The following is a 25,380-nucleotide window of genomic DNA, read 5'->3' on the forward strand; positions in this document are numbered from 1 at the left end:
CGCGTCCGGTGCGGCCCTACCGCGCGTCCGGTGCGGCCCTACCGCGCGTCCGGTGCGCCGGCGGGGGCCAGCTCCGCCGTGCCCTGGCCTCCGGTCTCCGTGTCCACCTCGTCGGGCCGGTGGCGGCCGGTGTGGTCGACCCGCCGCGGCCACCAGAAGCGCTCGCCGAGCACCCGGACGATCGCCGGGACGAGCACCGTCCGCACGAGCAGCGTGTCGAGCAGCACCCCGATGCAGATGACCACGCCGATCTGGGCCAGCACCACGAGCGGCAGCACGCCCAGGACCGCGAAGACGGCTGCCAGCAGGATGCCGGCCGAGGTGATGACGCCACCGGTCGCGCCCAGCGCCCGCAGCACGCCGTCGCGCGTGCCGTGCGCGCCGGCCTCCTCCAGGGTCCGCGTGATGAGGAAGATGTTGTAGTCCACCCCGAGCGCGACGAGGAAGAGGAACGCCAGGAGCGGCATGCTGGCGTCGATCGCCCCGAAGCCGAAGACCCCGGTGAAGAGCCACCACGACACCCCGATCGCCGCGCAGAAGGTCGCGACCACCGAGGCCACGAGGATGACCGGGGCCAGGACCGAGCGCAGCAGGCCCATGAGCGCCAGCAGCACGAGCGCGAGGATGAGCGGCATGACGACGAAGCGGTCGCGGACGTTGCCGTCCGACTCGTCGAGCGCGGAGGCGTCACCGCCAGTGACGTGGGTGTCGGCATACCCGTCGACCGCGGCGCGCACCTCCCCCACGGCCTCCTGGGCGGCCTCGCTGCCGGGCTCGGCCTCCAGCACGACCTGCACCTGCCCGATGCCGTCGACCGGCTCGACCGGCGTCACCTGGGTCACCCCGTCGACGTCCTCGACCGCCGCGGCGAGCTCGTCGACCTGCGCCTCGTCGCCGCGGGTGACGACGACCAGGGGGTCGGACGTCCCGGCCGGGAACGACTCGCCCAGCCGCTCGGCCGCGGTGATCGCCTCGGGCGTCTCGAGGAACTGGTCCTCCGGCGCCAGCCCGCTGCTGATCTGGGTGATCCCGAACGCCATGGCGGCCAGCAGCGTGAGGGTCCCGGCGATGTAGGCCGAGGGCGCCTTGGCGACCGCGTCGCCGATGCGGCGCCACAGCGAGCGGGACTCGGCGAGCACGGCCTGCCCCTCGCGCGGCACCTGGGGCCAGAAGACCCAGCGCCCGAAGACGACGAGGGCACCGGGGAGCACGAGCAGCACGAAGGCCATCGCGACCAGGACGCCGACCGCGCAGGCCAGCCCCAGGCCGCGGGTCGAGGGGAAGACCGAGAGCAGCAGGCACAGCACGCCGACGACGACGGTGCTGGCGCTCGCGACGATCGCCTCGGCGGCCCGTCGCAGCGCCACCGCCATCGCCTCGTGCCGGGAGGAGTGCCGGCGCAGCTCGTCGCGGTAGCGGCTGATGAGCAGCAGCGCGTAGTTGGTCCCCGCGCCGAAGACCAGGACCGACAGGATGCCGATGGTCGACTCGTCCCACGGGATGCCGAAGAGCTTGAGCACGTGCGTCGCCGCACTGGCCGCGGTCTGGTCGGCGACGCCGACGACGAGCAGCGGGATGACCCACAGGATGGGGCTGCGGTAGGTCACGATGAGCAGCAGCGCCACGACGGCCGCGGTCGTCCCGAGCAGCGTGATGTTGGCGCCGTCGAAGACGGAGGCCAGGTCGGCCTCGATCGCGGCGGGTCCGGTGACCTGCGCGGTCACGCCCTCGGGTATGCCGTCGCCCAGGTCGGTGCGCAGCTGCGTCACCACCTGCTGGGTGTCGGTCGCCGTCGGCGCGTCCAGGTCGATGACGCTGATCGCGGCGGTGCCGTCCTCGGCGGGGATCACCGGGTACTCACCGCTCAGGCCCGGCGGAGGACCACCACCCTCCTGGCCGGCGCCCTCCGGCGCACCGGCACCCTCGGGCGCCCCCGAGCCCTCGGCACCCTCCGGCGCCCCGCCCTGACCGGACCCCTGCGTGGCCGGCGGTTCGGAGCCATCGGGGGCGACGTCCTCCATGAGCTGGGCGAGCTCGGGCAGCGAGGCCTCGATGTCGGAGTCGGCGGTGAAGAGCACGATCGCCGTCTTGCTGCCCTCGTCGGGGAGCTCGTCCAGCAGCGCCTGGCCCTGGGTGCTGTCGAACCCGGCCGGCAGCGTGTCCAGGGCGGACGCGCTGCGTTCGGCCTGGCCCACCCCGGCGATGAGCCCGACGCCGAGCAGCAGCCCGACGAGCGCGATGATCCAGGACCGGGGTGCGGTGAGCGCGGTCACGAGGCGAGACATCTGGGGTCCTCCGGCGTAGGCTGGGGCGGAATCGTCAGGCAACTACCTAACCAAGTGAGCAATCTAGTGACCGAAAGTAGCACGGACCGGCCCCCCGTGACGAGCCCGGAGGCGGCGTCCTCCCCCGCTGCGGGCCCGTCGTCGGGCCCGGGCGGGCACCAGGCGCCCCGCCCCGAGGTCGGGCCGCAGACCCGCTGGGTCGACGCGTGGCAGCCCGGACCGGTGCTGGACACCCTGCGCCGGCTGCTCGACAGCGGCCGCCGCGCGACCCCGGCGCTCGCGCGCCGGGCCGGGCTGACGCATACCGAGCTCGCCGTGCTCGAGCACCTCATGGAGGACCCGGCGGGGCCCAGCGAGCTCGCCCAGCGCCTCGGCGTGACGACCGCCGCCGCCAGCGGGATCGTCGACCGCCTGGTCTCGCGCGGCCACGCCCAGCGCCAGCCGCACCCGACCGACCGGCGCCGCACCGCCGTGGTGGCCACGCCCAGCGGGCGCGAGGAGCTCATGGGACACCTCATGCCGATGTTCGCCGAGCTGGCCCAGGTCGAGGCCGCGCTGACCGACGCCGAGCGCGAGGTCGTGCTGCGCTTCCTCACCGACGCGGACCGGGCCGTCGGGCGGCTGCTGTGACCCGCACCTAGACTGTGGTGATGAGCCAGCAGGCTGGCGAGCACACGCAGGAGACGACGCCCGGGCGCGCGGGGGCCGTGGCGATCACCGTCTCCGACCGCAGCTCCGCCGGACGCCGCGAGGACGAGGGCGGGCGCCTGCTCGTCGCCGCGCTCCAGGACCTCGGGTATGCCGTCTCCTCCTCCGTCGTCGTCCCGGACGGTGTCGAGTCGGTCGCCGACGCGCTGCGGGCCGCCGTCGCCGACGGCGCGCGCCTCGTCGTCACCACCGGCGGCACGGGCATGGGCCCGCGCGACCTCACCCCGGAGGGAACCCGCCAGGTCATCACCCGCGAGAACCCGGGCATGGCCGAGCTCATGCGCCGCGAGGGCTCACGGCACACCCCCTTCGCGGCCGTCTCCCGCGGCGTCGTCGGCGTCGTCGACTGGCCGCAGGAGCGCGGGGTCGGGGGCACCCTGGTCATCAACCTGCCCGGCCGGCCCGCCGCCGTCACCGAGGGCATGGAGATCATCGGCCCGCTGCTGCGCCACGTGCTGTCGCAGGTCAGCGGGGGGGACCACACGTGGTGACCCGCGACCCGCTGGTGGACAGCTACGGCCGGGTGCACCGCGACCTGCGGATCTCGGTCACCGACCGCTGCTCGCTGCGCTGCACCTACTGCATGCCCGAGGACGGCGTGCCGTGGCTGCCGCGGGCGACGATGCTCACCACCGAGGAGGTCGTGCGGCTCGCCGACGTGGCGGTGTCCATGGGCATCGAGGAGATCCGGCTCACCGGCGGCGAGCCGCTGCTGCGTCGCGACCTCGTCGACGTCGTCGCCGGTCTCTCGGCGCTCGACCCGGCGCCCGAGGTCTCGATGACCACCAACGGCATCGGCCTCGACAAGAACGCCGCAGCCCTGCGCGAGGCGGGCCTGACGAGGGTCAACGTCAGCCTCGACACGCTGCGGCGCGACGTCTTCATCTCCCTCGCCAAGCGTGACCGCCTCGCCGACACCCTCGCCGGCATCCACGCGGCCGCCGAGGCCGGGCTCGTCCCGGTGAAGATCAACACCGTCCTCATGCGCGGGATCAACGACGCCGACGAGGACGTCGTGGCGCTGCTGACCTTCGCCCTCGAGCACGGCTACGAGCTGCGGTTCATCGAGCAGATGCCGCTGGACGCCCAGCACGGGTGGGACCGCTCGCAGATGATCAGCGGCGCGGAGATCCTCGCGAAGCTGCGCACCGGCTACGACCTCACCCCGCAACCGGACGAGTCGAGGGGCAGCGCACCGGCCGAGCTCTTCGACGTGCGGCCCCTCGGTGCCGCCCCGGGCAGCGCCCCGCTCGGCACCGTGGGTGCCATCGCGTCGGTGACGATGCCCTTCTGCGGCAGCTGCGACCGGGTCCGGCTCACCGCCGACGGGATGATCCGCAACTGCCTCTTCGCCGCCGGGGAGACCGACCTGCGCACCCCCCTGCGCGAGGGCGCCTCGGACGACGAGCTGGCCGCCCTGCTGCGGGCCTCCATCACGGCCAAGCTGCCCGGGCACGGCATCAACCAGCCCGACTTCCTGCAGCCGCCCCGGCCCATGAGCGCCATCGGCGGCTGAGCCACCAGCGGCTCAACACCGAGCGGGGGTCAGGCCGGGGCGCCGACCTTCTCCTTCTCCCCACCCTCGCCGTCGTCCCCGCTGCCGGCGTCGGCCCGGGCCTGCTCGTGGGCCCGCCGGTCCAGGGCCTTGCCCCGGCGCAGCTCCCAGTAGGCGGCGACGAAGTAGACCACCGTGCCGGTGATGGCGATCGTGTAGAAGGTGTTGCGCTGCGTGAGGTAGGTGTAGATGTCCGGGCTGGCGAGGAACACCACCAGGGCGTCGACGAGGATGACGGCGAGCGCGAGCATCCAGACCCCGCGCAGCACCCGGGTCAGCGTCGAGGTGTCCTTGACGTGCCCCGGCAGCGACTCCGCCTGCCGGCGCTTGAACTCCTGGGCCCGCTCGAGGAAGAGCTCGTTGTCCTTCACCTCCTCGGTGTAGTCGTCGGCCGCCCCGGCCCGTCTGGCGAGCGCGACGTAGAACAGGCTGGCGACGATCCACGCCGGCACGAAGGCGAAGTAGGGCGAGATGATCTGGGTGATGTTGAGCACGGCGCCGAGCCCGAAGGCCGTCGCCCAGGCGATGATCGCGGGCACGTTGGTGACCCCCTTGAAGCGGGCCCAGTACTCCGTCAGCCCGAAGCGCGGGAAGAGCTTGTGCTCGGCATACACGATCCCGCCGACGGGGGCCAGGAGCACACCCGCCCACGTGACCAGCGGGGCGTAGTTGCGGTAGACGAAGGGGAAGCACGCGACGACCACGACGATCACCCCGACGATGAGGGTGGCCCGACCGCGCGGCATCGACGGGAAGACGCCCTGGGTGGCCAGGCCCGCACGGTAAAGGTTGGCGTTGGCGGTGGTCCAGCCCGCGACGACGACGGTGACGTAGCCGGCCCAGCCGAGGGCGACCCAGGAGACGTCGCCCGGGGACAGGACGGTGATGCTCGTCAACGTGAGCGCGGCGGTGGCGGCGCCCATGAGGCCGGCGGAGAACCAGGCGACGTAGTGACCGAAGAGCATGCCGGTCGAGGTCATCAGACCGTGCCAGCCCTTGCGGGCGTAGCGCAGCAGCGCCATGTCGATCATCCCCGCGTGGGCGAAGCTGTTGGCCGCCCAGGCCAGGCCGGCGACCTCGAGCATCCCGATGCCGGGCTCCCCCTCCGGCGTGACGCCGGTGAACACCGTCGCCCCGGCGATGTCGACGAACTCGCCGAAGCTGCCGATCGTGGTCACGCCGGTGACCGACTCGGCGACGGCCGGCAGCAGCACGAGACCGCCCACGGTGAACATCGTCGCGAGCCACGGGCCGCAGATCGTGGCGAACTCGGCGAGGGCGTTGAAGCCGAAGACGGCGACGAGCACGGCGACGACGCTGAAGGCCACGACGAGGATGACGAAACCGAGGTGGGTGGGGTATGCCTCCGCCTGCGTCGGGATGCCGATCACCCGTTGCACGGCGGTCGCCGACACGGTGAGCATGGCCGCGGAGATGACGGCGAAGACGATCGCGTTGGCGAGGTTGTAGATCCGCGAGATGGCACCTCCCCCGAACCTCAGCAGGTAGGTGTAGACGCTCAGCCCGACCTCCCGCGCCACCGGGGTGGTGACGAGCCAGAAGGTGAGGACGGCCAGGGCGTTGCCGATGAGCAGCCCGATGAGGACGTCCCAGATCCCCGCGCCGAGGATGACGAAGGTGGCTCCGAAGACGAACTCGGTGCCGGCGACGTTCTCCGCGGCGTAGAGGCCGGCGAAGTGCTTGGCCCCGTGCTTCTCGTGCTCGCCGACAGGCAGCAGCTCGGGGTCGGTGTTGGCGATCTGCCGGTCGATCTGCTCGGTGGTCCGTGCCATCGCTGTCAGTCCTCGGTGCTCTCGGAGTCGGCCTCGGCGTCCTCCTGGTCGGCGAGCAGTCGGGTCTGCTCGATGGTCTGGTCGGCGACCCACTGGCTGCGCTCCAGCGCCTCGTCCAGGTCGAGGTCGCCGGTGATGGCCTGGGTCATCTGCTGGCCGACGGCGTTGCCCAGGCTCTGGAAGGCCGGCACGTCGACGTACTGCATGCCCACGTAGGGGACCGGCTGGGTGCTCGGCTCGGTGATGTCCGAGGTGCGGATCGACTCCAGGGTCAGCTCGGCGAAGGGCTCGGCCGCCTCCAGGTAGTCGGCGTTCTCGTAGAGGTCGACCCTGCTCCCGGGCGGGACCGCCGCCCAGCCCTGGTCCTCGGCGACGAGCTCGGCATACCCGCTGGAGGTCGCCCAGGTGACGAACTCGCGGGCGAGCTCGCTGTTGTCCGACGACGCGGGGATGGCGAGCGCCCACGACCACAGCCAGTTGCTCGGGCGCCCGTCGTCGGTGCCCGGAGCCATGGCGAAGCCGACGTCCTCGGCCACGGCCGAGGCCTCCGGGTCGGTGACGAAGCTGCCGGCCGAGGTCGCGTCGACCCACACGGCGCACTCCCCCTCCTGGAAGAGGGCGAGGTTCTCGGTGTAGCCGGCCTCGGCGACCCCGTCGGGCGCCAGGGCGGCGAGGGCCAGGTAGGTCTCGGCGGCCGAGCGCCACTGGTCGCTGTCGAGCTGCGCCCGCCAGTCCTCGTCGAACCAGCGGGCGCCGTAGGAGTGCGCCATCGCCGTGAGGACGGCGCCGTTCTCGCCCCAGCCGGCCTTGCCGCGGATGCAGGCCCCGGCGGTGTCGGTCTGCTCGTCGACCGCGGTGGCGGCGGCCAGGACGTCCTCCCAGGTCGGCTGGTCGGGCATCTCGACACCGGCCTCCTCGAGCAGGTCGGTGCGGTACATCGTCACGCTGGACTCGCCGTAGAAGGGCGCCGCCTGCATCGTCCCGTCCGCGCTGAGCGCCTCGCGCACCTCCGGCACGAAGGCCTCGGGGTCGAACCCCTCCGGCATGTCCGTCAGCGGCGTCAGCAGCTCCTGGCCGGCCCAGACCTGCGCCTCGTAGGTCCCGACCGACGCCACGTCGAAGCGACCGGATCCCGTGCCGACGTCGGTGGAGACCGTCTCGCGCAGCTCGTTCTCGCTCTCGCGGACCCACTCGATCTCGACGCCGGGGTGCTCGTCCAGGAAGGCCGTGCTGAGCTCCTGCAGCACGTCGAAGTCGCCGTTGTCGACGACGGCGATGGTCAGGGTGTCGGGGCCGGCCTCCTCCTCGCCGCTGCACCCGGCCAGGACCAGCAGCGACAGGGCGCTGACGAGGGCCACCGGTCTGCCTGCGCGCGCCGCGGACGGCCACCGGGAGGCGGGTGCGGACGGCTCTGGTCGCATGCGATGACTCCTTCGTCAGGGACCCCCGGGCCCGTTCAGGCCGGGTGGCCGACACCCGGGCCCAGGCTCACCCCGCCCGGCCGTCAGCTCCACGCGTGCTCATTTGAGCATCAGGGGATGCACGCATGAGACGTCCCCAGCAAACGACACGCGGCCGTACCTGTCAAGGCGGAGGACCTCGGGGCCGGGCAGCCGCGAGCGCGGCCGGCGGGCGGGCAGGCGGCGTGCCGGTGCCGGGAGGCCGTCCCGACGCGAGGGCTCAGCCGCCGGCGAAGGGCGGGAGGACGTCCAGGACGGCGTCGTGGCGCAGCGGGAGGGCCGGGTCGGCGACGTACTGCCCGTCGTGCAGGACCGTGCTGAGGGCCAGGACCCGGGTGAGCTCGGCCCCGTGCCGCTCGCGCAGGTCGGCGAGCAGCGAGCCGAGGTCGTCGGCCTCGACGTGCTCGCTCTCGGTGCCGGCGGCCTCGGCGGCCGCCGCGAAGAACCTCACCATCGCCATGGGGCCAGTCTCGCAGATGCTCCGGTATGCCGCTCCCCGCCGGGGCCGGGGTGCCCGCCGGGGCCGGGGGTGGTCGTCGGCTCCACAGCTCCGTGGCCTGCGGCTCTGCTGCTCCGCTGCTCTGGGCTCTGGGCTCTGGGCTCGGCCGGACGGTCCTCGACCTGCAGCCGGCTCGTCAGCTGAGCGCCTCGTCGTCAGCCATCAGCCTCGTCGAGGGGGCTGTCAGATGACGAACCGGACGACAGCGGGCGCCGGCGCCGCTCCCAGCGGCGCAGGTCCTCCCAGGTGTCGACGTCCCCGAGGTGCTCGCGGCCGACGGCGACGTCGTGCCAGCTCAGGTCGGCCACGAGCGTCCGCACGGCCGCGTGCCGCACCTGCCCCACGCGCTGGAGCGCGGACCGGAGCGCGGCCCGACGGTAGACGGCCAGCAGCCACTGGCGTCGACCCCGGCCGTCCACGGGGCAGAGGGCGTCGACGGTCGCGCCGACCTCGGGGAGGGTGTCCCGGATCACGGCCAGTACCGCTGCGGCCGCTGGTTGGTCGACGGCGCAGACGGCGACCCAGGGGGTCGGCGTCGGCTCAGGGGTCGGGGCCGCACCGGGCACCGCCGCCGCGGCGCCCGCCGGGTCACGGGTCGAGGCAACACCGGGCACCCGCTGCTGCGGCGCCTGACGGGTCACGGGTCCAGGCCCCACCGGGCACCGCCGCCGCGGGCGGTCCAGCCGGCCCGATGTCGTCGAGCAGGTCGAGGCCGGCGGCGATGCCGGCCACGGGGCCCCCGCCGGGCGGGTCCTCGAGCGTGCGGTGCACGCCGTCGGGGACAGGGGTGTCGCCGACCACCACGACCCGGCCGCCGAGGTCGACGTCGAGGACGCGCTCCAGCAGGGTCCGGCCGCCGACGACGAGCGCGGCCTTGTCGGCGCCGCCGAGGCGCTCCCCCCGCCCACCGGCGAGGACCGGCGGGCCGCTCGCGGCCGCTCGCCGCCTGCGCCGTGAGGCCCGTGCCCGGCCCCGCCCGCGCGGTCGGGGCCACCGTAGTGACGGCCACCGCGCTCACCGCCGGGCTCCACGCCTGTCATCAGCAGGTCATCCGCAGGTCAGCAGCCGGGCCGTCAGTAGCTCGGCAGGGTCGGGTCCACCTGCTCGATCCACGCCAGGATGCCGCCGGTCATGACGCTCACCTCGTGGTGACCGAGCCGCACCAGGTGAGCCGCCGCACGCTGCGCCCGCGGGCCGGCCTTGCAGTAGACGACGACCGGTCCCGGCGGCAGGTGGTGGTCCAGGTCCTCCCAGCTCAGGACCTCTCCCACGGGGACGAGGAGGGCGCCCGGGACCGTGCCGAGCTCGTGCTCCGCCGGCTCCCGCACGTCCAGCACCACGGGCACCGCACCCATGGAGCCGTCACCCGTCGGGCAGGAGCCGATGACGTCAGGCCGGGTGGGCGCCTCACCACCACCGGCGGCGGACGACGGGGGGCCCGCCCCGAGCATCGCGGCCACCTCTGCGGGGCCGACCTCGGGCAACGGCACGACCGGCCGCAGCTGCTCGCGCTGCTCCGGCTGCACCACGGCACCGACCGGGCGCAGCGGCACCTCCCTGGTCCGCTGGGTGAGCGCGTCGATGAGCAGGATGCGGCCGACCAGGGGTTCCCCGAAGCCGCAGAGCAGCTTGACCACCTCGGCGGCCATGATCGACCCCACCTGGCCGACGAGCGCCCCGAGCACCCCCGCCTCCGAGCAGCTCGGCACGTCCTCCGCGCGCGGCGGCACCGGGAAGAGGTCGCGCAGCGACACCGCGTCCTCGACGCCCGGCACGAACGTCGACAGCTGGGCGTCGAAGCGCAGCACGGCCGCCCAGACCAGCGGCACCCCGAGGGCGACGCAGGCGTCGGACACGGCATACCGGGTCGGGAAGTTGTCGGCACCGTCCAGCACCACGTCGTGCCCGCGCAGCAGCTCCTGCGCGTTGGCCGCGTCGATGCGGGTATGCCGCACGACGACCGAGACGTCCGGGTTCAGCCCGCGCACGAAGGCCTCGGCGGACGCCCCCTTGGGGGTGCCGACGGCGTCGGCGCGGTGGATGACCTGGCGCTGCAGGTTGGTGACGTCCACGTCGTCGTCGTCGATCACCGTGAGGTGCCCGACGCCGGCGGCGGCCAGGTAGGCCAGCACCGGGCTGCCGAGCCCCCCGGCCCCCACCACGGCCACGCGGGCGTTCAGCAGGCGGCGTTGAGCGTTCATGCCCATGCCGGGCACCAGGAGGTGACGTGAGTAGCGGGACACCTGCTCGGGCGTCAACGGCGGGCCGGGCTCGACCAGCGGCGGCAGCGGGGTCATGGACCCAGTGTGCACGCCCGCCGCGCGGGGATCACCGCCGCGCGGGGGCAGGGATGCGGCCGGAGCCGTCGCGCTGGACGACCCCCTCGCCGACGAGGCGGCTGAGCCACGGGTGGTCCGGCTCGCCGCCCCACCGCTCCCGCCAGATCGCGGCGTGGGCCCGCGCGTACCGCGCCTCCTGGTCGGGCGTCAGGCGCTCGCTGGGCTGGCGGTACGCCTCGGCGCCGCCGACCCAGACCAGCGACCCACCCGCACGGTCCACGACGTGGGCGAAGTCGTACGCCTCCAGGCCCGGACCGACGTAGTCGGTGCAGAACCCGCCCACCTGGTGGAAGTCATCCACGCTCAGCGCGAAGCTGGCCGGGGTGAAGAGGTGCAGGCGCTCGTTGACCTTGGTCTCGCCGGGCGCGAGGGCGGGAGCACCGGGTGCGCGCAGGCTCAGCTCGTGCATCTGCCGCAGCGGGTAGCCGAGCGCGGGGTTCTCCAGCTCCGGCAGGCGCAGGACCGGCGAGCTCCACACCACCGGACCGGCGGGGGTGCCCGTCTCGCGCTGGTCGGTGACGGCTGCGACATACCGCTCCAGCGTGTGCGGCCCGGGGATGACCGAGGCGTCGAGGAAGACGAGGACGTCGGCGCCCTGCTCCACCGCGAGCTCGGCGGCGCGGTTGCGGGCGGCGGCGTAGGGCAGCGCGCGCCGGTCGGTGGTCACCGGCTTGACGATCGTCTGCCAGCGGTCGGTCCCGAGGGGGAGCCGACCGCGGGTGAGGTCGCGGTCTCCCATGGAGATGACGACGTGCAACGCGGGCGGCATCGTCCCTACCGACAGGCCGTCTACCTGGGCCAGCAGGTGGTCGTGATGCCCGCGCGTCATGGTCAGCACAGCAACATTCACGGGCACGCGCCGAATCATAGGCAGCCCGTCTGGACGGTCACTACATCCCAAAGGGTGGTTCTCGGGCCGCCGACCGGGGCGGTTCGGCGTGCCAGGCCCCCCTGCCCCGGCGTAAGGTGCGGGACATGGCTGGCACAGAGCCGCTCCGCGTGGCCCTGATGAACGACTTCGAGGTGGTCGTCCGGGGCCTCCAGGCCATGCTCGAACCCTTCCAGCACCGGGTGGCGGTGGTGGAGCTGGGCGCGCAGACGGAGGTCGAGCAGTCGGTCGACGTCACCCTCTACGACACCTTCTCCGAGCCGCAGGTCGACGGCGACGAGTTCGACGAGGTGCTGGAGAGCGACGACCCGGGGGCTGTCGTCGTCTACACGTGGAACGTCGACCCGGCCCTCGTCGAGATCGCGCTCGCCAAGGGGTGCCGCGGCTACATCGGCAAGACGGTCAGCGGCGCCGAGCTGGTGGAGTGCCTGGAGCGGGTGGCCTCGGGGGAGGTCGTGGTGGAGCCGGCGACCAGCCGACTCCCGAACCCCGAGCCGCACTCCCCCGGCGACTGGCCCGGGCGGGTCGAGGGTCTCTCTGCCCGGGAGGCCGAGATCGTCACGCTCATCACGCAGGGGCTCACCAACACCGACATCGCGATGCGGACCTACCTGTCGATCAACTCGGTCAAGACCTACATCCGGACGGCCTACCGCAAGATGGGCGTGACCCGCCGGTCGCAGGCGGTCCGCTGGGGCCTGGAGCACGGGCTGACCCCGGACACGATGACCCGGGAGCTGGACGACGAGGCGTCGTCTCAGGCGGGCGCGTAGAGCACGACCGACCAGGGCCCGACGTCGAGGATCCCCTGACCGTCCTCGATGTCCATGGCCGGCGACTGGTGGTTGCCGAACACCTGGCTGTAGGTCTGTGCGTCGCTGTTGAACAGCACCTCCCACCGGTCACCCGGGAGCTCGACCGGATGCCGCACCGCGTGGGACGACAGGTTGGCCGCGACGAGCACGTGCTGGCCATCGTCGGTGGAGCGCACGAACGCCAGCAGCTTGGCGTCGTCGTCGGCGACCACCACCGTGGTGCGGGCACCGGACAGCCCGGCGGTGGTGCCGTCGCGGTTGCGCCGCATGGCGATGAGGTCGCGGAACATCTGGGTGATGTCCCGGAACCCCCACGCCCGCTCCCAGTCCAGCGGGACGTCGTCGCGGAACCACTCGTCCTCGAGGAACTCCTGACCCTGGAACAGCATGGGCAGGCCGGGTGAGGTGAGGACCAGCGCGGCACCCAGGGTGGCGCGCTTCTGGGCGTCCCACCCGCCGGGGTTGTCCCCCTGCACCTCGGAGGGGATGCGCGCCTTGCCGTTCGACACCTCGTCGTGGGACTCGGTGTAGATGACCCGGTCGAAGGCGTGGTGGTAGGTGTGCGTGACGGCCTGGGCCACCGCCTCGACCGACCGCTGCCCGTCGTCCCCGGTGATGAGCGCCTCGCGGACGGGGTGGACGAACTGGCTGTCCCACTGGGCGTGCATGGCTGCCCCACCCGGCTCGGTCGAGGTGACCGCTGCGACGCCGTGCAGGTCCTCGGCGATGACGAGGTGGCGGGGGAACTCGGCGCGCACCATCTCCCCGATGCTGCGCATCATCTCCCAGCCCTCGGGGATCTCGTCGCCGTGGGTGCCGTCGACCCGACGCATGTAGGGCGTCATGTCCAGCCGGAGGCCGTCCGCGTGGTAGTCGCGCAGCCACATCCGGGCGTTGTCGAGGATGAAGTCGCGCACCTCCTGCCGCCCGTAGTCCGGGCGGGTGTCCCCCCAGGGCGTGGCGCTGCGGTGGTCGTTGTAGAAGTAGATCCCGCCCTTGCCGTTCTCCGACCACCCGTCGAACTGCCACGTCGACAGGTCGCTGGGGCCGAAGTGGTTGTAGACGACGTCGACGTAGACGGCGATACCCCGCCGGTGCGCCTCCCGGACGAAGGTCTTCAGGGCCTCCGGGCCGCCGTAGCTCGACTCGACGGCGAAGACGTGCGCCGGGTTGTAGCCCCAGGAGTAGTCGCCGGCGAACTCCATGAGCGGCATGAGCTCGATGGCGTTGACGCCCAGCTGCACGAGGTAGTCGAGCTTGCCCATGAGGTCGCCGAGGTCGGCCGGGCGGCCGTGGTCGGTGGCGACGAAGGAGCCGATGTGGGTCTCGTAGACGACGGTCTCGTGCTGGCGGGGCGGGGTGAAGTCGTCACCCTCCCAGTCGAAGGCACCGTGGTCGTAGAGCAGCCCGTTGCCCACCGAGCTCGTGACGGCCAGCGCCCGCGGGTCGATCCGGTGGAAGGTCTGCTCGCCGTTGGTCAGCAGGAACTGGTACTCCTGCCACATCTGCGCCCCCGACGCCTCGGCGTACCAGTGGCCGTTGCCCTCGGACTCCATGGCGTGCGCCTCGGGGTCCCACCCGTTGAAGTCCCCGACGACGCTCACCGCGGTGGCGTGCGGGGCCCACACGCGGAAGGCGTAGCCGCCCTCGATCGGGATGGCACCCATACCGGCGACGCTCACAGAGGCTCCTTGCTGCAGGTGGACACGACGACGGGCGCAGGTGATGTCGTGCCCGCGCCCCCGGAGCCGATGGTAGCCGCCGGGGGCGAGCTGCGAATCCTACGACGACGGCTGCATCACCATGAAGACCCCGCCCTGCGGGTCGGACACGGTGGCCATCCGGCCGACCCCGGCCATGTCGTCGGGTCCGTGCACCAGGGCGCCACCCAGCTCCTGGATGCGCTCGACCGTGGCGTCGGCGTCATCGGTGGTGAAGTAGACGGTCCAGTAGCTGGGGATCTGGTCCGGCACGTTGGGCGGCATGGCCATGAGCCCGCCGAGGCCGCCCTCCTCGCCGCCCTTGACCACGCGGTAGGTGCCGTAGGGCATCGGCACGTCGTCGTAGTGCCAGCCGAAGACGGCGGCGTAGAACGCCGACGCCGCCTCGAGGTCGCGCGTCATGAGCTCGTTCCACGACCAGGTGCCGGGCTCGTTGCAGACCTCGGCACCCCGGTGGGATCCGGCCTGCCAGGCACTGATGACGGCGCCGGTCGGGTCGCCGTAGACCGCCATCCGGCCGACGTCCATGACGTCCATCGGCCGCATCATCACCACGCCCCCGGCCTCCTCGACCCGGGCCGTGGTGGCGTCAACGTCGTCGGTGGCGACGTAGGTGCTCCACGTCGGCGGCGTCCCGGCCGCCGACATCTCCTCCGGCTGACGCCCCAGGCCGGCCGCGACCTTGCCGTCGTGCAAGAGGTTGGTGTAGATCCAGGTGCCGTCGCCGTCGTAGCTGTCCTGCGCGGTCCAGCCGAAGAGCGAGGTGTAGAACGCCTTCGCCGCGTCGACGTCCGGGGCCATCAGGTCGATCCAGCAGGGCGTGCCTGCCGCATAGCTGTCACGGGTGGACATGGGTGCTCCTTCGCTCGTCCGCCACGTCCGGTCGGACACTGACGAACCTAGGGCCGCCCACCGACACACGTCCACCGTCCCGCGGCTACCGTGAGGCCGTGACGTCCGCCGACCGCGCACCGCAGACCGGCGCCGCGGCATACCCCAAACGGGCGACCCTGCTGATCACGACGACGCTCGCCGCGCTGGCGATGGTCGGGCCCTTCACCATCGACACGGTCTTCCCCGGCTTCGAGGCGATCGGCCGGGACTTCGACGCCGACAGCGCGGCGCTGCAGCAGATCACCAGCATCTACCTGCTCAGCTTCGCGCTCATGAGCGTCTTCCACGGACCGCTCTCGGACGCGCTGGGGCGCAAGCCGGTGATAATCGGCGGGCTGGTGGGGTATGTCGTGGCCTCCGTCGCCTGCGCGCTCGCCCCGACGCTCGCCGTGCTGCTGGTGGCGCGCGTCTTCCAGGGTCTGTTCGCCGGGGCCGCGACGATCGTCAGCCGCGCGGTCATCCGCGACCTCTTCTCCGGTGCCGAGGCGCAGCGGCTCATGGCCCGGGTCATGATGATCTTCGCCGTCGCCCCGGCGGTCGCGCCGGTCATCGGCGGCGAGATCCTGCGGTTCGGTCCGTGGCACTGGATCTTCTGGTTCGTGGCCGCCTACGGCGTCGGCGCCGCCGTGCTCACCGCCGTCGTGCTGCCCGAGACCCACCCGGAGGAGCGACGCAGCCCGCTGCGGGTGGGAGCGGTGCTGCGGTCGCTGGGGTACGTCGCCCGCTCGGGCCGTTTCCAGCGGCTGGCCTTCTCCTCGGCCTTCGTCTTCGCCTCCTACTTCCTCTACGTCGTGGCCGCCCCCATCGTGGTCGTCGACCTGCTGGGCCGGGGCGAGCAGGACTTCTGGATGCTCTTCGTCCCGATGATCGGCGGCATGGTCACCGGGTCGATGCTGACCAACCGGCTGGCCGGGCGGGTGGAGGGCCCGCGCATGGTGGACGTCACCATGGTCGGCCTCGTCGCGGCGACGGCGCTCAACGTGCTGCTGTGCGCGGTGGCACCGACGCTGCCCTGGGCGGTGCTCGGACCGGCTGCCATGGGGGTGGCGATCGGCGTGGCCTTCCCGGTGCAGCAGCTGGCCATGCTCGACCTCTTCCCCGAGGCCCGGGGGGCGGCGGCGTCGATGGCTTCCTTCGCCGCGCTCGTCTTCAACGCCCTGCTGGCGGGGGTCATCAGCCCGCTCGTCACGGGCACCCTGCTGACCGCCGCGCTGACCAGCGCGCTCTTCGCGGTGGTGGGTGCGGCCCTGTGGGTCTGGCACCGTCGCGCCACCGGCTCGCAGGAGCAGGCCCCGGTGGTCGGTGGAGCCGGGGCCGACACGGCCTGAGGCTCCTCAACCGCCGGAGGGCTCGGCCACCTCGGAGCGGTCGATCTCGCCCTGGCGGTAGAGCTCGACCCCGGCCCGGAGCAGGTCGTCCATGGGCTCGCCCGCCTCGACCCGCGCCAGGATCGAGGAGCGCATGCGTGGGTCCCAGAACTTGCGGAGGTGCGTGGCGATCTCCTCGGCGGCCCGCTGCGGTGGGTGGTGCGCCATGGCGCGGGCGATGTCCTCGCCCATCCGGATCTCGGCGGGCAGCCGCTGACGGGTCGTCGCGTCGGCGGCCTGCCCGGTCGGCGGCCCCTGGGTGGGAGCCGGGTCGGCGTCGGTCGGAGCGTCGAGATCCGGCTCGTCGGCCGCGGGCCGAGCATCGGGCAGGCCGCCCGAGGGCTCCGGCGACCCGGACTGCGGCTCCGACGGGTCCCGCCCGCCCTGCGTCATCGGTGCGCCCCGACGACCTCGACCGCCGGGTCGACCGGGTCGTGCCCGTCGCTGACCTCCGCGGCCACCTCGCGGTCCCGTCCGGCGTTGGCGACGCCGACCTGGACGGCGGTGACCTTGTACTCCGGGCAGTTGGTGGCCCAGTCGGAGTTCTCGGTCGTCACGACGTTGGCGCCGGTCACCGGGTGGTGGAAGGTCGTGTAGACGACGCCGGGCTGCATCCGGGTCGACACCAGGGCGGTGAGGGTGGTGGTCCCCACCCGGCTGGACAGCTCGACCCGGTCGCCGCTGCGGATGCCCCGCAGCTCGGCGTCGGCGGGGTGCAGCTCGAGGACGTCCTCGGGGTGCCAGGTGGAGTTGGCGGTGCGACGGGTCTGGGCACCGACGTTGTACTGGGTGAGGATGCGCCCCGTCGTGAGGATGAGCGGGAACCGCCGGTTGGTCGTCTCCGTCGTGGGCACGAAGACGGTGGGGATGAGCTTGCCCTTGCCCCGGACGAACTCGTCCACGTGCATCGTCGGGGTCCCGTGCGGCGCCCGGTCGTTGACCGGCCACTGCATCGAGCCCTCGGCGTCGAGCCGCGCGAAGCTGACCCCCGCGAAGGTGGGGGTCGTGGCGGCGATCTCGTCCATGATCTCCGAGGCGGAGGCATACTCCATCGGGTAGCCCATCGCCGTGGCGATGTCGCACACCACCCTCCACTCGTCCTTGCCGACCCGGCTCGGCATGACCGGCCGCACGCGACCGAGGCGACGCTCGGCGTTGGTGAAGGTGCCGTCCTTCTCCAGGAAGCTGCTGCCGGGCAGGAAGACGTGGGCGTAGCGGGCGGTCTCGTTGAGGAAGAGGTCCTGGACCACCACCATCTCCATCGAGGTCAGCGCCGCACGCACGTGCCGCAGGTTGGGGTCGGACTGGGCGATGTCCTCGCCGTGCACGAAGAGCCCCTTGAAGCTGCCCCCGATCGCGGCGTCGAACATGTTGGGGATCCGCAGCCCGGGCTCCGGGTCCAGGGTGACGCCCCACAGGTCCTCGTAGATCGCCCGCGCGTCCGGCAGCGAGATGTGGCGGTACCCCGGCAGCTCGTGCGGGAAGGACCCCATGTCGCAGCTGCCCTGGACGTTGTTCTGGCCGCGCAGCGGGTTGACGCCGACGCCGGGCCGACCGATGTTGCCGGTGACCATGGCGAGGTTGGCCATGCCCATGACCATCGTCGAGCCCTGGCTGTGCTCGGTGACGCCGAGGCCGTAGTAGATCGAGCCGTTCGGTGCGGCGGCGTAGAGCCGGGCCGCCTCGCGCACGCGCTCCGGGTCCAGCCCGGTCGCCCCCGCGGTCGCCTCCGGCGAGTTCTCCGGCGCGCGGATGAAGTCGAGGTAGGCCTCGACGTCCTCGCAGCGCTCCTCGAGGAACCCCTTGTCGTGCAGGCCCTCGGTGACGATGGTGTGGGCCATCGCGTTGACGAAGGCGACGTTGGAGCCGGGCAGCAGCGGGAGGTGGTGCGCGGCCTCGACGTGCGGGGAGCGGACCAGGGCGATCTCGCGCGGGTCGGCGACGATGATCTGCGCCCCCTCGCGCAGCCGCTGCTTCATCCGGGAGGCGAAGACCGGGTGGGCGTCGGTGGGGTTGGCCCCGATGAGCAGGACCACGTCGGTGTCCTCGACGGAGGCGAAGTCCTGGGTGCCGGCGGAGGTGCCGAAAGTCTGGTTGAGGCCGTAGCCGGTGGGGCTGTGGCAGACCCGCGCACAGGTGTCGACGTTGTTGTTGCCGAAGGCCGCGCGCACCATCTTCTGGACGACGTAGACCTCCTCGTTGGTGCACCTGCTGGAGGAGATGCCGCCGATCGAGCCGACGCCGTGCCGCTCCTGGATCCCCCGAAAGCCCTCGGCCACCCGCGAGATCGCCTCCTCCCAGGAGACCGCGCGCCACTCGTCCTCGATGCTGTCGCGCACCATCGGGGACAGCTGGCGGTCCTCGTGGTCGGTGTAGCCGTAGGCGAACCGTCCCTTGACGCAGGAGTGGCCCTCGTTGGCCTTGCCCTCCTTGAGCGGCATCATCCGGACGACCTGGGTCCGGGTCTGCCCCGTCTGCTCGTCCCGCGTGTCGGTGACCTCGGCGCGGAAGGAGCACCCGACCCCGCAGTAGGCGCACGTGGTCTCGACGGTGCGTTTCGGCATACCGAGGCTGACCACGGACTTCTCGGTGAGCGCGTCGGTCGGGCAGGCCTGCACGCAGGCGCCGCAGGAGACGCACTCGGATCCGAAGAAGTCGGTGGGGCCCGGCGCGATGCGGGAGGCCAGCCCGCGGCCCTCGACGGTGAGCGCGAAGGTGCCCTGGATGTCGGAGCAGGCGCGCACGCAGCGGGAGCAGGCGATGCAGGCGTCGGGGGTGTAGTCGAAGTAGGGGTTGGAGGTGTCGACCGGGCCGCGCCCGAGGACGGGGCCGTGACCGGCGCTGACCCGCTCACCGCTACCCCCGGCGGGGTCGTCCTCCTGGACCCCCCCGGACGGGACCTCCGCCTGCCTGCGCAGTGCGGGGGACCCGTCCCTCCGGGGGGTGGGAAGACCGTAACGTACCTCGGCGACCCCCGCCTGGTGAGCGAGCGCGGCCACCTGGCAGCTGCCGCGCGCGCAGCCCGCGCAGTCCGTCGGGTGGTCGGACAGGTAGAGCTCCATCACCCCACGACGGACCCGGCGGACCTCCTCCGTCTGGGTGCGGACGACGGCTCCGTCCGCACAGGGCGTCGTGCACGAGGCGGGCGTGCCCTTGCCGCCCTCGACCTCGACGAGGCAGAGGCGGCACGAGCCGAAGGCCTTGAGCGAGTCGGTCGCGCACAGGCTGGGGATCTGCACCCCGGCCTCGCGCGCGGCCCGCATCACCGACGTGCCCTCCGGCACGGTGACCTCGCGGTCGTCGATGGTGAGGGTGACGGTGGTCTCGCTGTGCACCTCGGGCGTCCCGAAGTCGGGCTCGGGCAGGTATGCCGCGCCCGTCACCCCGTCGAGGGCGCCGGGCGCACCGGGCAGGGGGGTGCCGTCGCGGCTGGCCTGACCGAGCTGGCTGGCGACCTGCTCGGCGGTGGGGATGGTGGCGGTCATCGCGGGCTCCCTCCGAAGTCCTCCGGGAAGTGGGTGAGGGCGCTGCGGACGGGGACGGGCGTGAGCCCGCCCATGGCGCACAGCGAGCCGGTGGTCATGGTGGCGCAGAGGTCCTCGAGGAGGACGAAGAGCTGGTCACGCCCCTCCGCGCCGGCGGGCGTGCTGGTGATCCGGTCGATCGTCTCGACCCCGCGGGTGGAACCGATGCGGCACGGAGTGCACTTGCCGCAGGACTCGACCGAGCAGAACTCCATGGCGAAGCGGGCCATCCGGGCCATGTCGACGGTGTCGTCGAAGACGACGAGGCCGCCGTGGCCGAGCATGCCGCCCGCCTCCGCGAGCTCCTCGTAGCCCATGGGGACGTCCAGCCGGTCGGCCGGGAGGTAGGCGCCCAGCGGGCCTCCCACCTGGACCGCGCGGACCGGTCGGCCGGTGCGGGTGCCGCCGCCGACGTCCTCGACGAGCTCGCGCAGGGTGATGCCGAGCGGGGCCTCGTAGACGCCGCCGCGGGCGATGTTGCCGGCGAGCTGGAAGATCTGCGTGCCGCGCGACCTGCCGACACCGCGGGCGGCGTAGGCCTCGCCGCCGTCGGCCAGGATCATGGGGATGGCGGCGAAGGAGAGCAGGTTGTTGACCACCGTCGGGCTGCCCCACAGGCCGCGCAGGGCCGGGATCGGCGGCTTGGCGCGGACCTCGCCGCGGCGTCCCTCGAGAGACTCGAGCATCGAGGTCTCCTCGCCGCAGATGTAGGCGCCGGCGCCGACCCGGACCTGCAGCCGGAAGGAGCGGCCGCTGCCGGCGACGTCGTCGCCGAGGTAGCCGTGCTCGGCGGCCACGGCGATCGCGTCCCGCAGCCGGGCGATGGCGTCGGGGTACTCGCTGCGGCAGTAGATGTAGCCCTCGGTGGCGCCGACGGTGACCGCGGCGATGGTCATGCCCTCGAGGAGGGTGAACGGGTCGGCCTCGGCCAGGATGCGGTCGGCGAAGGTGCCCGAGTCGCCCTCGTCGAGGTTGCAGGCGACGAACTTCTGCTCGGCCTGCGCCTGCAGGACGGTGCGCCACTTCACGCCGGTCGGGAAGCCGGCTCCCCCGCGGCCGCGCAGCCCGGAGGTCACGACCTCCTCGACGACGTCGGCCGGGTCCGTCTCGAGCGCCCGGCGGAGCCCGGCCCATCCGCCCTGGGCCTCGTAGGCGTGGATGTCGGTGGGCTCGGCCAGCCCGATGCGCGCGAGGCTCACCCGGTCCTGGGCCGTGAGCCACGGCTCGTCGTCGACCACCCCGATGCAGCTCCCGTGGTCGGCGCCCTCGAGCATCCCTGCCTCGAGGAGGCCAGGGACGTCGTGCGGTGCCACGGTGGCGTAGCCGACGCGCCCGCGGTCGGTCTCGACCTCCACGAGGGGCTCGCGCCAGAGCATGCCGCGGGTGCCGTTGCGGCGGACCGTCACCCCCTCGACCTCGGCGAGGGCGGCGGCCACCGCGTCGGCGCCGACGGCGCGGGCCGAGGAGTCGGCGGGGACCCAGACGGTGGTCATCGGGACCAGCCTGACTCCGCGGTGGCGAGGTCGTCAATGGTCACACGACCGCGCAGCTGTCCGTCGATGCTGGCGCTGGGTCCCAGGGCGCAGTTGCCGAAGCAGAAGACCTCACGGACCTCGACGTCCTCGCGGTGGGCGAAGCGCTCCTCGGTCGCCGCCCAGAGCTCGGCGGCCCCCACGGCCTGGCACGCCTCGGCCCGGCAGACCTGGACCTGGTGGTCGGGCGCGGGGGTGCGCCGGAAGTCGTGGTAGAAGCTGACGGTGCCGTGCACCTCGGCCACCGAGAGGTTGAGGACGTCGGCGATCTCCGGGACGTCCTCCTCGGCGATGCAGCCGTGCTCGGCCTGCACCGCGTGGAGGATCTCCAGCAGCGGTCCCCGCTCCCGGGCATACCCCTGCGCGATCTCGCGGACCGACTCCGCCCGGGCCGACCGGGGTGTCAGCTCCTCCGTCTGCTGCCGACCTGCACGCGCCACGTCGCGCCTCCCATCCTCGGGTGGCTTCCTACTCTACGTCCGCCCACCCACGGACCGGCGCCGAACTCTCTGGCTCATCGCTGCGCGAGGAACGCCCGCACCCGCCGCGTCACCAGCGCGGCCGCGTCGGCGTCGTAGGCCTCCAGCGAACGGTCGGTGAAGAGGTGCTGGTCACCGGGATAGACGAAGAGCTCGGCGCCCGGGTGCGCCTCGGCGAGCTCGCGCGCGGCGGGGAGGTCCTCCTCGAAGAACTCGTCGTCGGCCATGCCGTGGATCTGGACGGGCACGCCCTCCGGCCACGACCCGCCGAACTCCGAGACCGGCAGGCACGAGTGCAGGAGGAGCGCACCGCGGGCTCCGGGCCGGGTCTGCGCCAGCCGCTGGGCGATCGTCACCCCGAACGAGAGGCCGGCATACACGAGGTCGTCACCGAGCCCGTCGGCCGCCGCGGCGCCTCGCTCCCGCAGCGCGTCGAAGCCGGTCGCCCGGGCGTGCGCGAACCCCTCCTCGATGCTGTCGAAGACCCGCCCGTCGTAGAGGTCGGGGACGTGCACGACGTGCCCGTCCGCCCGGAGGTCCTCGGCGAGGGCCTCGACACCCTCGGTGAGGCCCTGGATGTGGTGGAACAGCAACAGCTCGGCCATGCGCGGATCCTCACTCGTCTGATGATCGACAAATATCGAACGTTCGGACACGTTAGTCTGATGCGTCGTGGACGACAACCCCCCGGACTACGAGCTCGCCGACCGGCTGGCGCTCACCCGCGCCGAGCAGGTCAAGGCGATCGGCCACCCCCTGCGCACCACGATCCTGCAGCTGCTCCACGAGCGCGCGGCGACCGTGACCGAGCTCGCCACGTCGGTCGGGCGCCCGAAGAGCACGGTCGCCCACCACGTGGCGGTCCTCCGGCGCACGGGGCTGGTGCGGGTCGTGCGCACGCGCAGGGTGCGCGCGGTCGAGGAGCGCTTCTACGGCCGCACCGCCCGCATGTTCCACGTCGCGGCGGAGCCGCTGGCCGCCGGTGAGGGCATGCCCCTGGACTTCAACGACCTCGCCGTCGCCGCCCAGGAGTCCGGACCGGCCTTCGCCGAGGGGAGGCTCTGGGGCTTCCTCCGGCACGCGCGGCTCTCGGAGGAGCAGGTCTCGGAGTTCTGGGAGCGGATGGCCGCGCTGGTCGAGGAGTTCGACGGTCTGCCGCGCTCGGGCGACACCGTCTACGGGTTCGCCGTCGGCGTCTACCCCAGCGACCATCCCCGGTTGCCGTCCCCGGAGTGAACCGCCCGGCGTGCCCGGGGGCCGGCACGTCGCCCGCCGCCGGGGTTGCCGTCGCAGGTCGGGGGTATGTCGGTGGTCGGTGCTTGGCTGCGGGTATGGAGGAGCTCGGGGGAGTGCAGGAGCGGAGGCTCGACGGGTGGTCGGCTTCCGGGGTGACTGCCGCAGGAGGAGGCGCGGCGGGGGAGGTCGACGAGGGACCGCTGGACGAGATCGACCGGTTGGACGCGGCGGCCTACGAAGCCTTCATGAGCGAGGTCTACGACGCGCTGGGCGGTCGGGGTCGAGACCTGCCGGCGCGCGAGCTGCACGGGGGTCTGGTCGAGGCGCGCGGGGCGGTGCACCGGGCCGCGCTGACGGCCGAGGACGTCGCGACCGTGCTCGACGGGAGCCTCGTCGAGGCCATCGAGTCGGTCGGCCGGCTGCAGACCCAGCTGGGCGCGGTGGGGTTCACGCTGGCCCGCGAGGCGGCGGTCCGAGGTCTGCACCGGGACGTCGCCCTCTCGCTGACCGACTGGCTGCGCGTGCGCTGCCCGTGGCTGAGCACGCAGGAGGCGGCGCAGATCACCGAGGTGGTGAAGGCGTGCGACTCGCCGGTCACGGCGCAGATCGGTGACGCCGTGCGAGACGGGACCGTCCCGCTGCACCGGGCGGCGCTGGTCGCACGGACGATGAGCCGGCTGGAGGGCTCGCTCGACGTCGACCAGCGCGAGGCCTACGCCGAGATCGCCACCCGGGCCGCCGGGCGCCGCGACCTGGCGGACAAGGACCTCGCCCGGGTCTGCCACCAGCTCGTCGAGGACCTGCTGCACGAGGCGGCGCCGGGTGAGCGTGAACGCGCCGCGCAGGAGCTGCGGTCGGTCACCACGCGGAGGGTCGGCCCTGGGCTGACCCGGGTCACGATCGACGCCCCCGACGGTGTCGCCGCCACGATCAACGGTGTCCTCACCTCGTCCCTGGCCGCCCCCGCTCCGGTCAAGGACGAGCAGGGCCAGGTCCTCGAGCCGGACACGAGGAGCCCGGCGCAGCGACGCTTCGACGCCCTGGCCACCACCATCCAGCGAGGGGTCGGCCGCCCCGGGGCACCGCCCTCGACGGCGCGGGCCACCGTCCTGCTCATGATCCCCTTCGACCCCGCGGGAGGGGTCCCCTCCGGCCCGGCCACCACGGCCGCGGGTGACTACGTGGCGCCGCGCCAGGCCGCCGAGGTCGCCTGCAGCGCCGACGTGACGCCGGTCTGGCTCTCCGCCGACGGCGCGCCGCTCGCGCTGGGTCGCGACGCGCGCTACGCCACCCCGGCGCAGTGGAAGGCTCTGGCGGTGCGGGACGGCGGGTGCTCCTTCCCCGGCTGCAGCGCGCTCCCGCAGTGGTGCGACACCCACCACCTCGACCACTGGGCCCGTGGTGGCCACACCGATGTGGCGCGGATGGCCCTGCTGTGCGGTCGGCACCACACCCATGTGCATCAGCACGACCTGACCGCCACCGTGAGCGGCGGCACCGTCACCTGGCACGTCTGACGACCCAGCCCCGCAGCTGACCCCTGGAGGGTCGGCGGCGGCAGCCTGTTTGACACGTGAGGTGCTCGTCAGCCTGCCTGGCGCTGGTGCCCTCACCCCATCGTGCGTCGTCCGTCGATCGCCTCCCGGATGATGTCGGCGTGTCCGGCATGCTGGGAGATCTCGGCGAGCACGTGGAGCGCCACGCGACGCACCGACCACGAGGCACCGTCCTCGAACCACGGTGCCGTCGGGAGCGGGTGCGACACGTCCAGGTCCGCGTCCTCCAGGATGCGCGTCGTCTCCCGACCCACGTCGAGGACCCGTCGTCGCAGGACGGGCAGCGTCTCCTCGGCGGTCAGGTCGAAGCGGTGGTCCTCCCACTCACCCCCGTCCTCACCCCCGTCCTGGCCGCCCTCCGCCGCGACCGCGTCGACCGCCCCCAGTCCACGTCCTGGTCGTAGGAGTCCCCGAACGCCTCGTCACCGCGCAGGGCGAACTGCATCCACTGCTCCTCGGTGTCCGCGACGTGCTTGAGGATCGAGGCGATGCTGAGCGTGCTGACCGTGCTCGCCGTCCGCGCCCGCTCCTCCGTCAGTCCCTCGCTGGTCTGCAGCAGGAAACCGCGGTGCCGGTCGAGGGTGGAGATGAGGTCGCTCCGCTCGGCGTCCAGTGCCATGACCCGAATCTAGGGCCTCTCAGGAGTGCTGGCCAGGGCTGGGCGATCACCGGCGTGCTGTCGCTGCACCTTCGACCGCCGGTGTCGTGGAACACGCTCCTCCCAGCGG

Annotated in this window: 24 protein-coding genes and 1 pseudogene; 8 read left to right on the forward strand and 17 right to left on the reverse strand. The window is 73.0% G+C overall.

From position 1 onward, the window contains the following. Nucleotides 1-38: 38 nt before the first annotated feature. On the reverse strand, nucleotides 39-2,285 hold the full coding sequence (locus tag FHD63_RS14445) for an MMPL family transporter (protein ID WP_139722645.1): 2,247 nt from the start codon (nucleotides 2,283-2,285) through the stop codon (nucleotides 39-41). Nucleotides 2,286-2,381: 96 nt separating this feature from the next. On the opposite strand from FHD63_RS14445, the gene FHD63_RS14450 reads away from it, so the two are divergent. From FHD63_RS14450 to moaA, 3 genes are read left to right on the forward strand one after another with little or no spacing between them, the layout of a single operon-like run. After that, entirely contained in the window at nucleotides 2,382-2,915 is a 534-nt protein-coding gene (locus tag FHD63_RS14450; RefSeq protein WP_139722646.1) for a MarR family winged helix-turn-helix transcriptional regulator, read from the forward strand. Between the two features lie 20 nt (nucleotides 2,916-2,935). After that, nucleotides 2,936-3,484 carry a MogA/MoaB family molybdenum cofactor biosynthesis protein gene (locus FHD63_RS14455; RefSeq protein ID WP_139722647.1) on the forward strand — a complete coding sequence of 183 codons (549 nt, stop codon included), beginning with the start codon at nucleotides 2,936-2,938 and terminating at the stop codon, nucleotides 3,482-3,484. Next, entirely contained in the window at nucleotides 3,478-4,509 is a 1,032-nt protein-coding gene (gene moaA / locus FHD63_RS14460; RefSeq protein ID WP_139722648.1) for a GTP 3',8-cyclase MoaA, read from the forward strand. The genes FHD63_RS14455 and moaA overlap by 7 nt, the downstream gene beginning before the upstream one ends. A gap of 29 nt (nucleotides 4,510-4,538) precedes the next feature. Here the strand turns inward: moaA and FHD63_RS14465 are convergent, their stop codons facing one another. The 5 genes and pseudogenes from FHD63_RS14465 to FHD63_RS14485 all read right to left on the reverse strand — a co-directional run. Continuing rightward, on the reverse strand, nucleotides 4,539-6,341 hold the full coding sequence (locus tag FHD63_RS14465) for a purine-cytosine permease family protein (protein WP_202978386.1): 1,803 nt from the start codon (nucleotides 6,339-6,341) through the stop codon (nucleotides 4,539-4,541). 5 nt (nucleotides 6,342-6,346) lie between these two features. Further along, nucleotides 6,347-7,699, reverse strand: coding sequence for an ABC transporter substrate-binding protein (locus FHD63_RS14470; RefSeq protein ID WP_202978387.1), 1,353 nt, complete (start codon nucleotides 7,697-7,699; stop codon nucleotides 6,347-6,349). 322 nt (nucleotides 7,700-8,021) lie between these two features. Continuing rightward, entirely contained in the window at nucleotides 8,022-8,261 is a 240-nt protein-coding gene (locus tag FHD63_RS14475; protein WP_139722650.1) for a MoaD/ThiS family protein, read from the reverse strand. Between the two features lie 194 nt (nucleotides 8,262-8,455). Next, nucleotides 8,456-8,941 (reverse strand): glycosyltransferase family protein, encoded by a 486-nt coding sequence (locus tag FHD63_RS14480; protein WP_139722651.1) that lies wholly within the window; start codon nucleotides 8,939-8,941, stop codon nucleotides 8,456-8,458. After that, nucleotides 8,889-9,158 (reverse strand): annotated as a pseudogene (locus FHD63_RS14485) (molybdenum cofactor guanylyltransferase); the annotation flags it as partial. The gene FHD63_RS14480 and the pseudogene FHD63_RS14485, both read right to left, overlap by 53 nt. Between FHD63_RS14485 and FHD63_RS16745 the strand changes: the two are divergent. Then, nucleotides 9,066-9,257 carry a hypothetical protein gene (locus FHD63_RS16745; RefSeq protein WP_238705689.1) on the forward strand — a complete coding sequence of 64 codons (192 nt, stop codon included), beginning with the start codon at nucleotides 9,066-9,068 and terminating at the stop codon, nucleotides 9,255-9,257. The pseudogene FHD63_RS14485 and the gene FHD63_RS16745 sit on opposite strands and share 93 nt — an antisense overlap. Before the next feature lie 116 nt (nucleotides 9,258-9,373). On the opposite strand, the gene FHD63_RS14490 is transcribed toward FHD63_RS16745, so the two are convergent. Together FHD63_RS14490 and FHD63_RS14495 are read right to left on the reverse strand one after the other, a co-directional pair. Then, on the reverse strand, nucleotides 9,374-10,597 hold the full coding sequence (locus FHD63_RS14490; RefSeq protein WP_139722652.1) for a ThiF family adenylyltransferase: 1,224 nt from the start codon (nucleotides 10,595-10,597) through the stop codon (nucleotides 9,374-9,376). Between the two features lie 31 nt (nucleotides 10,598-10,628). Then, complete coding sequence (locus tag FHD63_RS14495; protein ID WP_139722653.1) at nucleotides 10,629-11,495, reverse strand: glycosyltransferase family 2 protein; 867 nt, start codon at nucleotides 11,493-11,495, stop codon at nucleotides 10,629-10,631. A 119-nt stretch (nucleotides 11,496-11,614) separates the two neighbouring features. Here FHD63_RS14495 and FHD63_RS14500 point away from each other — a divergent pair, with 119 nt between their 5' ends. Continuing rightward, nucleotides 11,615-12,301 carry a response regulator transcription factor gene (locus FHD63_RS14500; RefSeq protein WP_139722654.1) on the forward strand — a complete coding sequence of 229 codons (687 nt, stop codon included), beginning with the start codon at nucleotides 11,615-11,617 and terminating at the stop codon, nucleotides 12,299-12,301. Here FHD63_RS14500 and FHD63_RS14505 read toward each other — a convergent pair. Both FHD63_RS14505 and FHD63_RS14510 read right to left on the reverse strand, forming a co-directional pair. Beyond that, nucleotides 12,286-14,010, reverse strand: a complete 1,725-nt coding sequence (locus tag FHD63_RS14505; protein WP_139722655.1) for an alpha-amylase family glycosyl hydrolase — start codon at nucleotides 14,008-14,010, stop codon at nucleotides 12,286-12,288. The two genes, FHD63_RS14500 and FHD63_RS14505, sit on opposite strands and share 16 nt — an antisense overlap. A 114-nt stretch (nucleotides 14,011-14,124) precedes the next feature. Continuing rightward, entirely contained in the window at nucleotides 14,125-14,916 is a 792-nt protein-coding gene (locus FHD63_RS14510; RefSeq protein WP_139722656.1) for a VOC family protein, read from the reverse strand. Between the two features lie 98 nt (nucleotides 14,917-15,014). On the opposite strand from FHD63_RS14510, the gene FHD63_RS14515 reads away from it, so the two are divergent. After that, complete coding sequence (locus tag FHD63_RS14515) at nucleotides 15,015-16,286, forward strand: multidrug effflux MFS transporter (protein WP_139722657.1); 1,272 nt, start codon at nucleotides 15,015-15,017, stop codon at nucleotides 16,284-16,286. A gap of 6 nt (nucleotides 16,287-16,292) precedes the next feature. On the opposite strand, the gene FHD63_RS16340 is transcribed toward FHD63_RS14515, so the two are convergent. From FHD63_RS16340 to FHD63_RS14540, 5 genes are all read right to left on the reverse strand, one after another. After that, nucleotides 16,293-16,718: a formate dehydrogenase subunit delta gene (locus FHD63_RS16340; RefSeq protein WP_202978388.1), complete on the reverse strand. Its 426-nt coding sequence runs from the start codon at nucleotides 16,716-16,718 to the stop codon at nucleotides 16,293-16,295. Next, on the reverse strand, nucleotides 16,715-19,810 hold the full coding sequence (fdhF, locus tag FHD63_RS14525) for a formate dehydrogenase subunit alpha (protein WP_139722658.1): 3,096 nt from the start codon (nucleotides 19,808-19,810) through the stop codon (nucleotides 16,715-16,717). Before fdhF ends, FHD63_RS16340 begins: the two co-directional genes overlap by 4 nt. Next, nucleotides 19,807-21,342: an NADH-ubiquinone oxidoreductase-F iron-sulfur binding region domain-containing protein gene (locus tag FHD63_RS14530; protein WP_139722659.1), complete on the reverse strand. Its 1,536-nt coding sequence runs from the start codon at nucleotides 21,340-21,342 to the stop codon at nucleotides 19,807-19,809. Before FHD63_RS14530 ends, fdhF begins: the two co-directional genes overlap by 4 nt. Further along, nucleotides 21,339-21,821, reverse strand: coding sequence for an NADH-quinone oxidoreductase subunit NuoE family protein (locus FHD63_RS14535; protein ID WP_139722660.1), 483 nt, complete (start codon nucleotides 21,819-21,821; stop codon nucleotides 21,339-21,341). Before FHD63_RS14535 ends, FHD63_RS14530 begins: the two co-directional genes overlap by 4 nt. Before the next feature lie 74 nt (nucleotides 21,822-21,895). After that, the gene (locus tag FHD63_RS14540) at nucleotides 21,896-22,516 is read right to left on the reverse strand and encodes a dienelactone hydrolase family protein (protein WP_420853107.1); all 621 of its coding nucleotides are present in this window, start codon (nucleotides 22,514-22,516) and stop codon (nucleotides 21,896-21,898) included. Between the two features lie 16 nt (nucleotides 22,517-22,532). Here FHD63_RS14540 and FHD63_RS14545 point away from each other — a divergent pair, with 16 nt between their 5' ends. Continuing rightward, complete coding sequence (locus tag FHD63_RS14545; RefSeq protein WP_139722662.1) at nucleotides 22,533-23,096, forward strand: ArsR/SmtB family transcription factor; 564 nt, start codon at nucleotides 22,533-22,535, stop codon at nucleotides 23,094-23,096. Between the two features lie 152 nt (nucleotides 23,097-23,248). After that, complete coding sequence (locus FHD63_RS14550; RefSeq protein ID WP_158296806.1) at nucleotides 23,249-24,613, forward strand: HNH endonuclease signature motif containing protein; 1,365 nt, start codon at nucleotides 23,249-23,251, stop codon at nucleotides 24,611-24,613. A gap of 92 nt (nucleotides 24,614-24,705) precedes the next feature. Here the strand turns inward: FHD63_RS14550 and FHD63_RS17070 are convergent, their stop codons facing one another. Together FHD63_RS17070 and FHD63_RS16755 are read right to left on the reverse strand one after the other, a co-directional pair. After that, nucleotides 24,706-24,906 (reverse strand): mycothiol transferase, encoded by a 201-nt coding sequence (locus tag FHD63_RS17070; protein ID WP_420853108.1) that lies wholly within the window; start codon nucleotides 24,904-24,906, stop codon nucleotides 24,706-24,708. Between the two features lie 44 nt (nucleotides 24,907-24,950). Next, nucleotides 24,951-25,271, reverse strand: a complete 321-nt coding sequence (locus tag FHD63_RS16755) for a mycothiol transferase (protein WP_238705690.1) — start codon at nucleotides 25,269-25,271, stop codon at nucleotides 24,951-24,953. Between the last annotated feature and the right edge of the window lie 109 nt (nucleotides 25,272-25,380).

The sequence above is a fragment of the Serinicoccus chungangensis genome, from assembly GCF_006337125.1.
Lineage (GTDB): Bacteria > Actinomycetota > Actinomycetes > Actinomycetales > Dermatophilaceae > Ornithinicoccus > Ornithinicoccus chungangensis.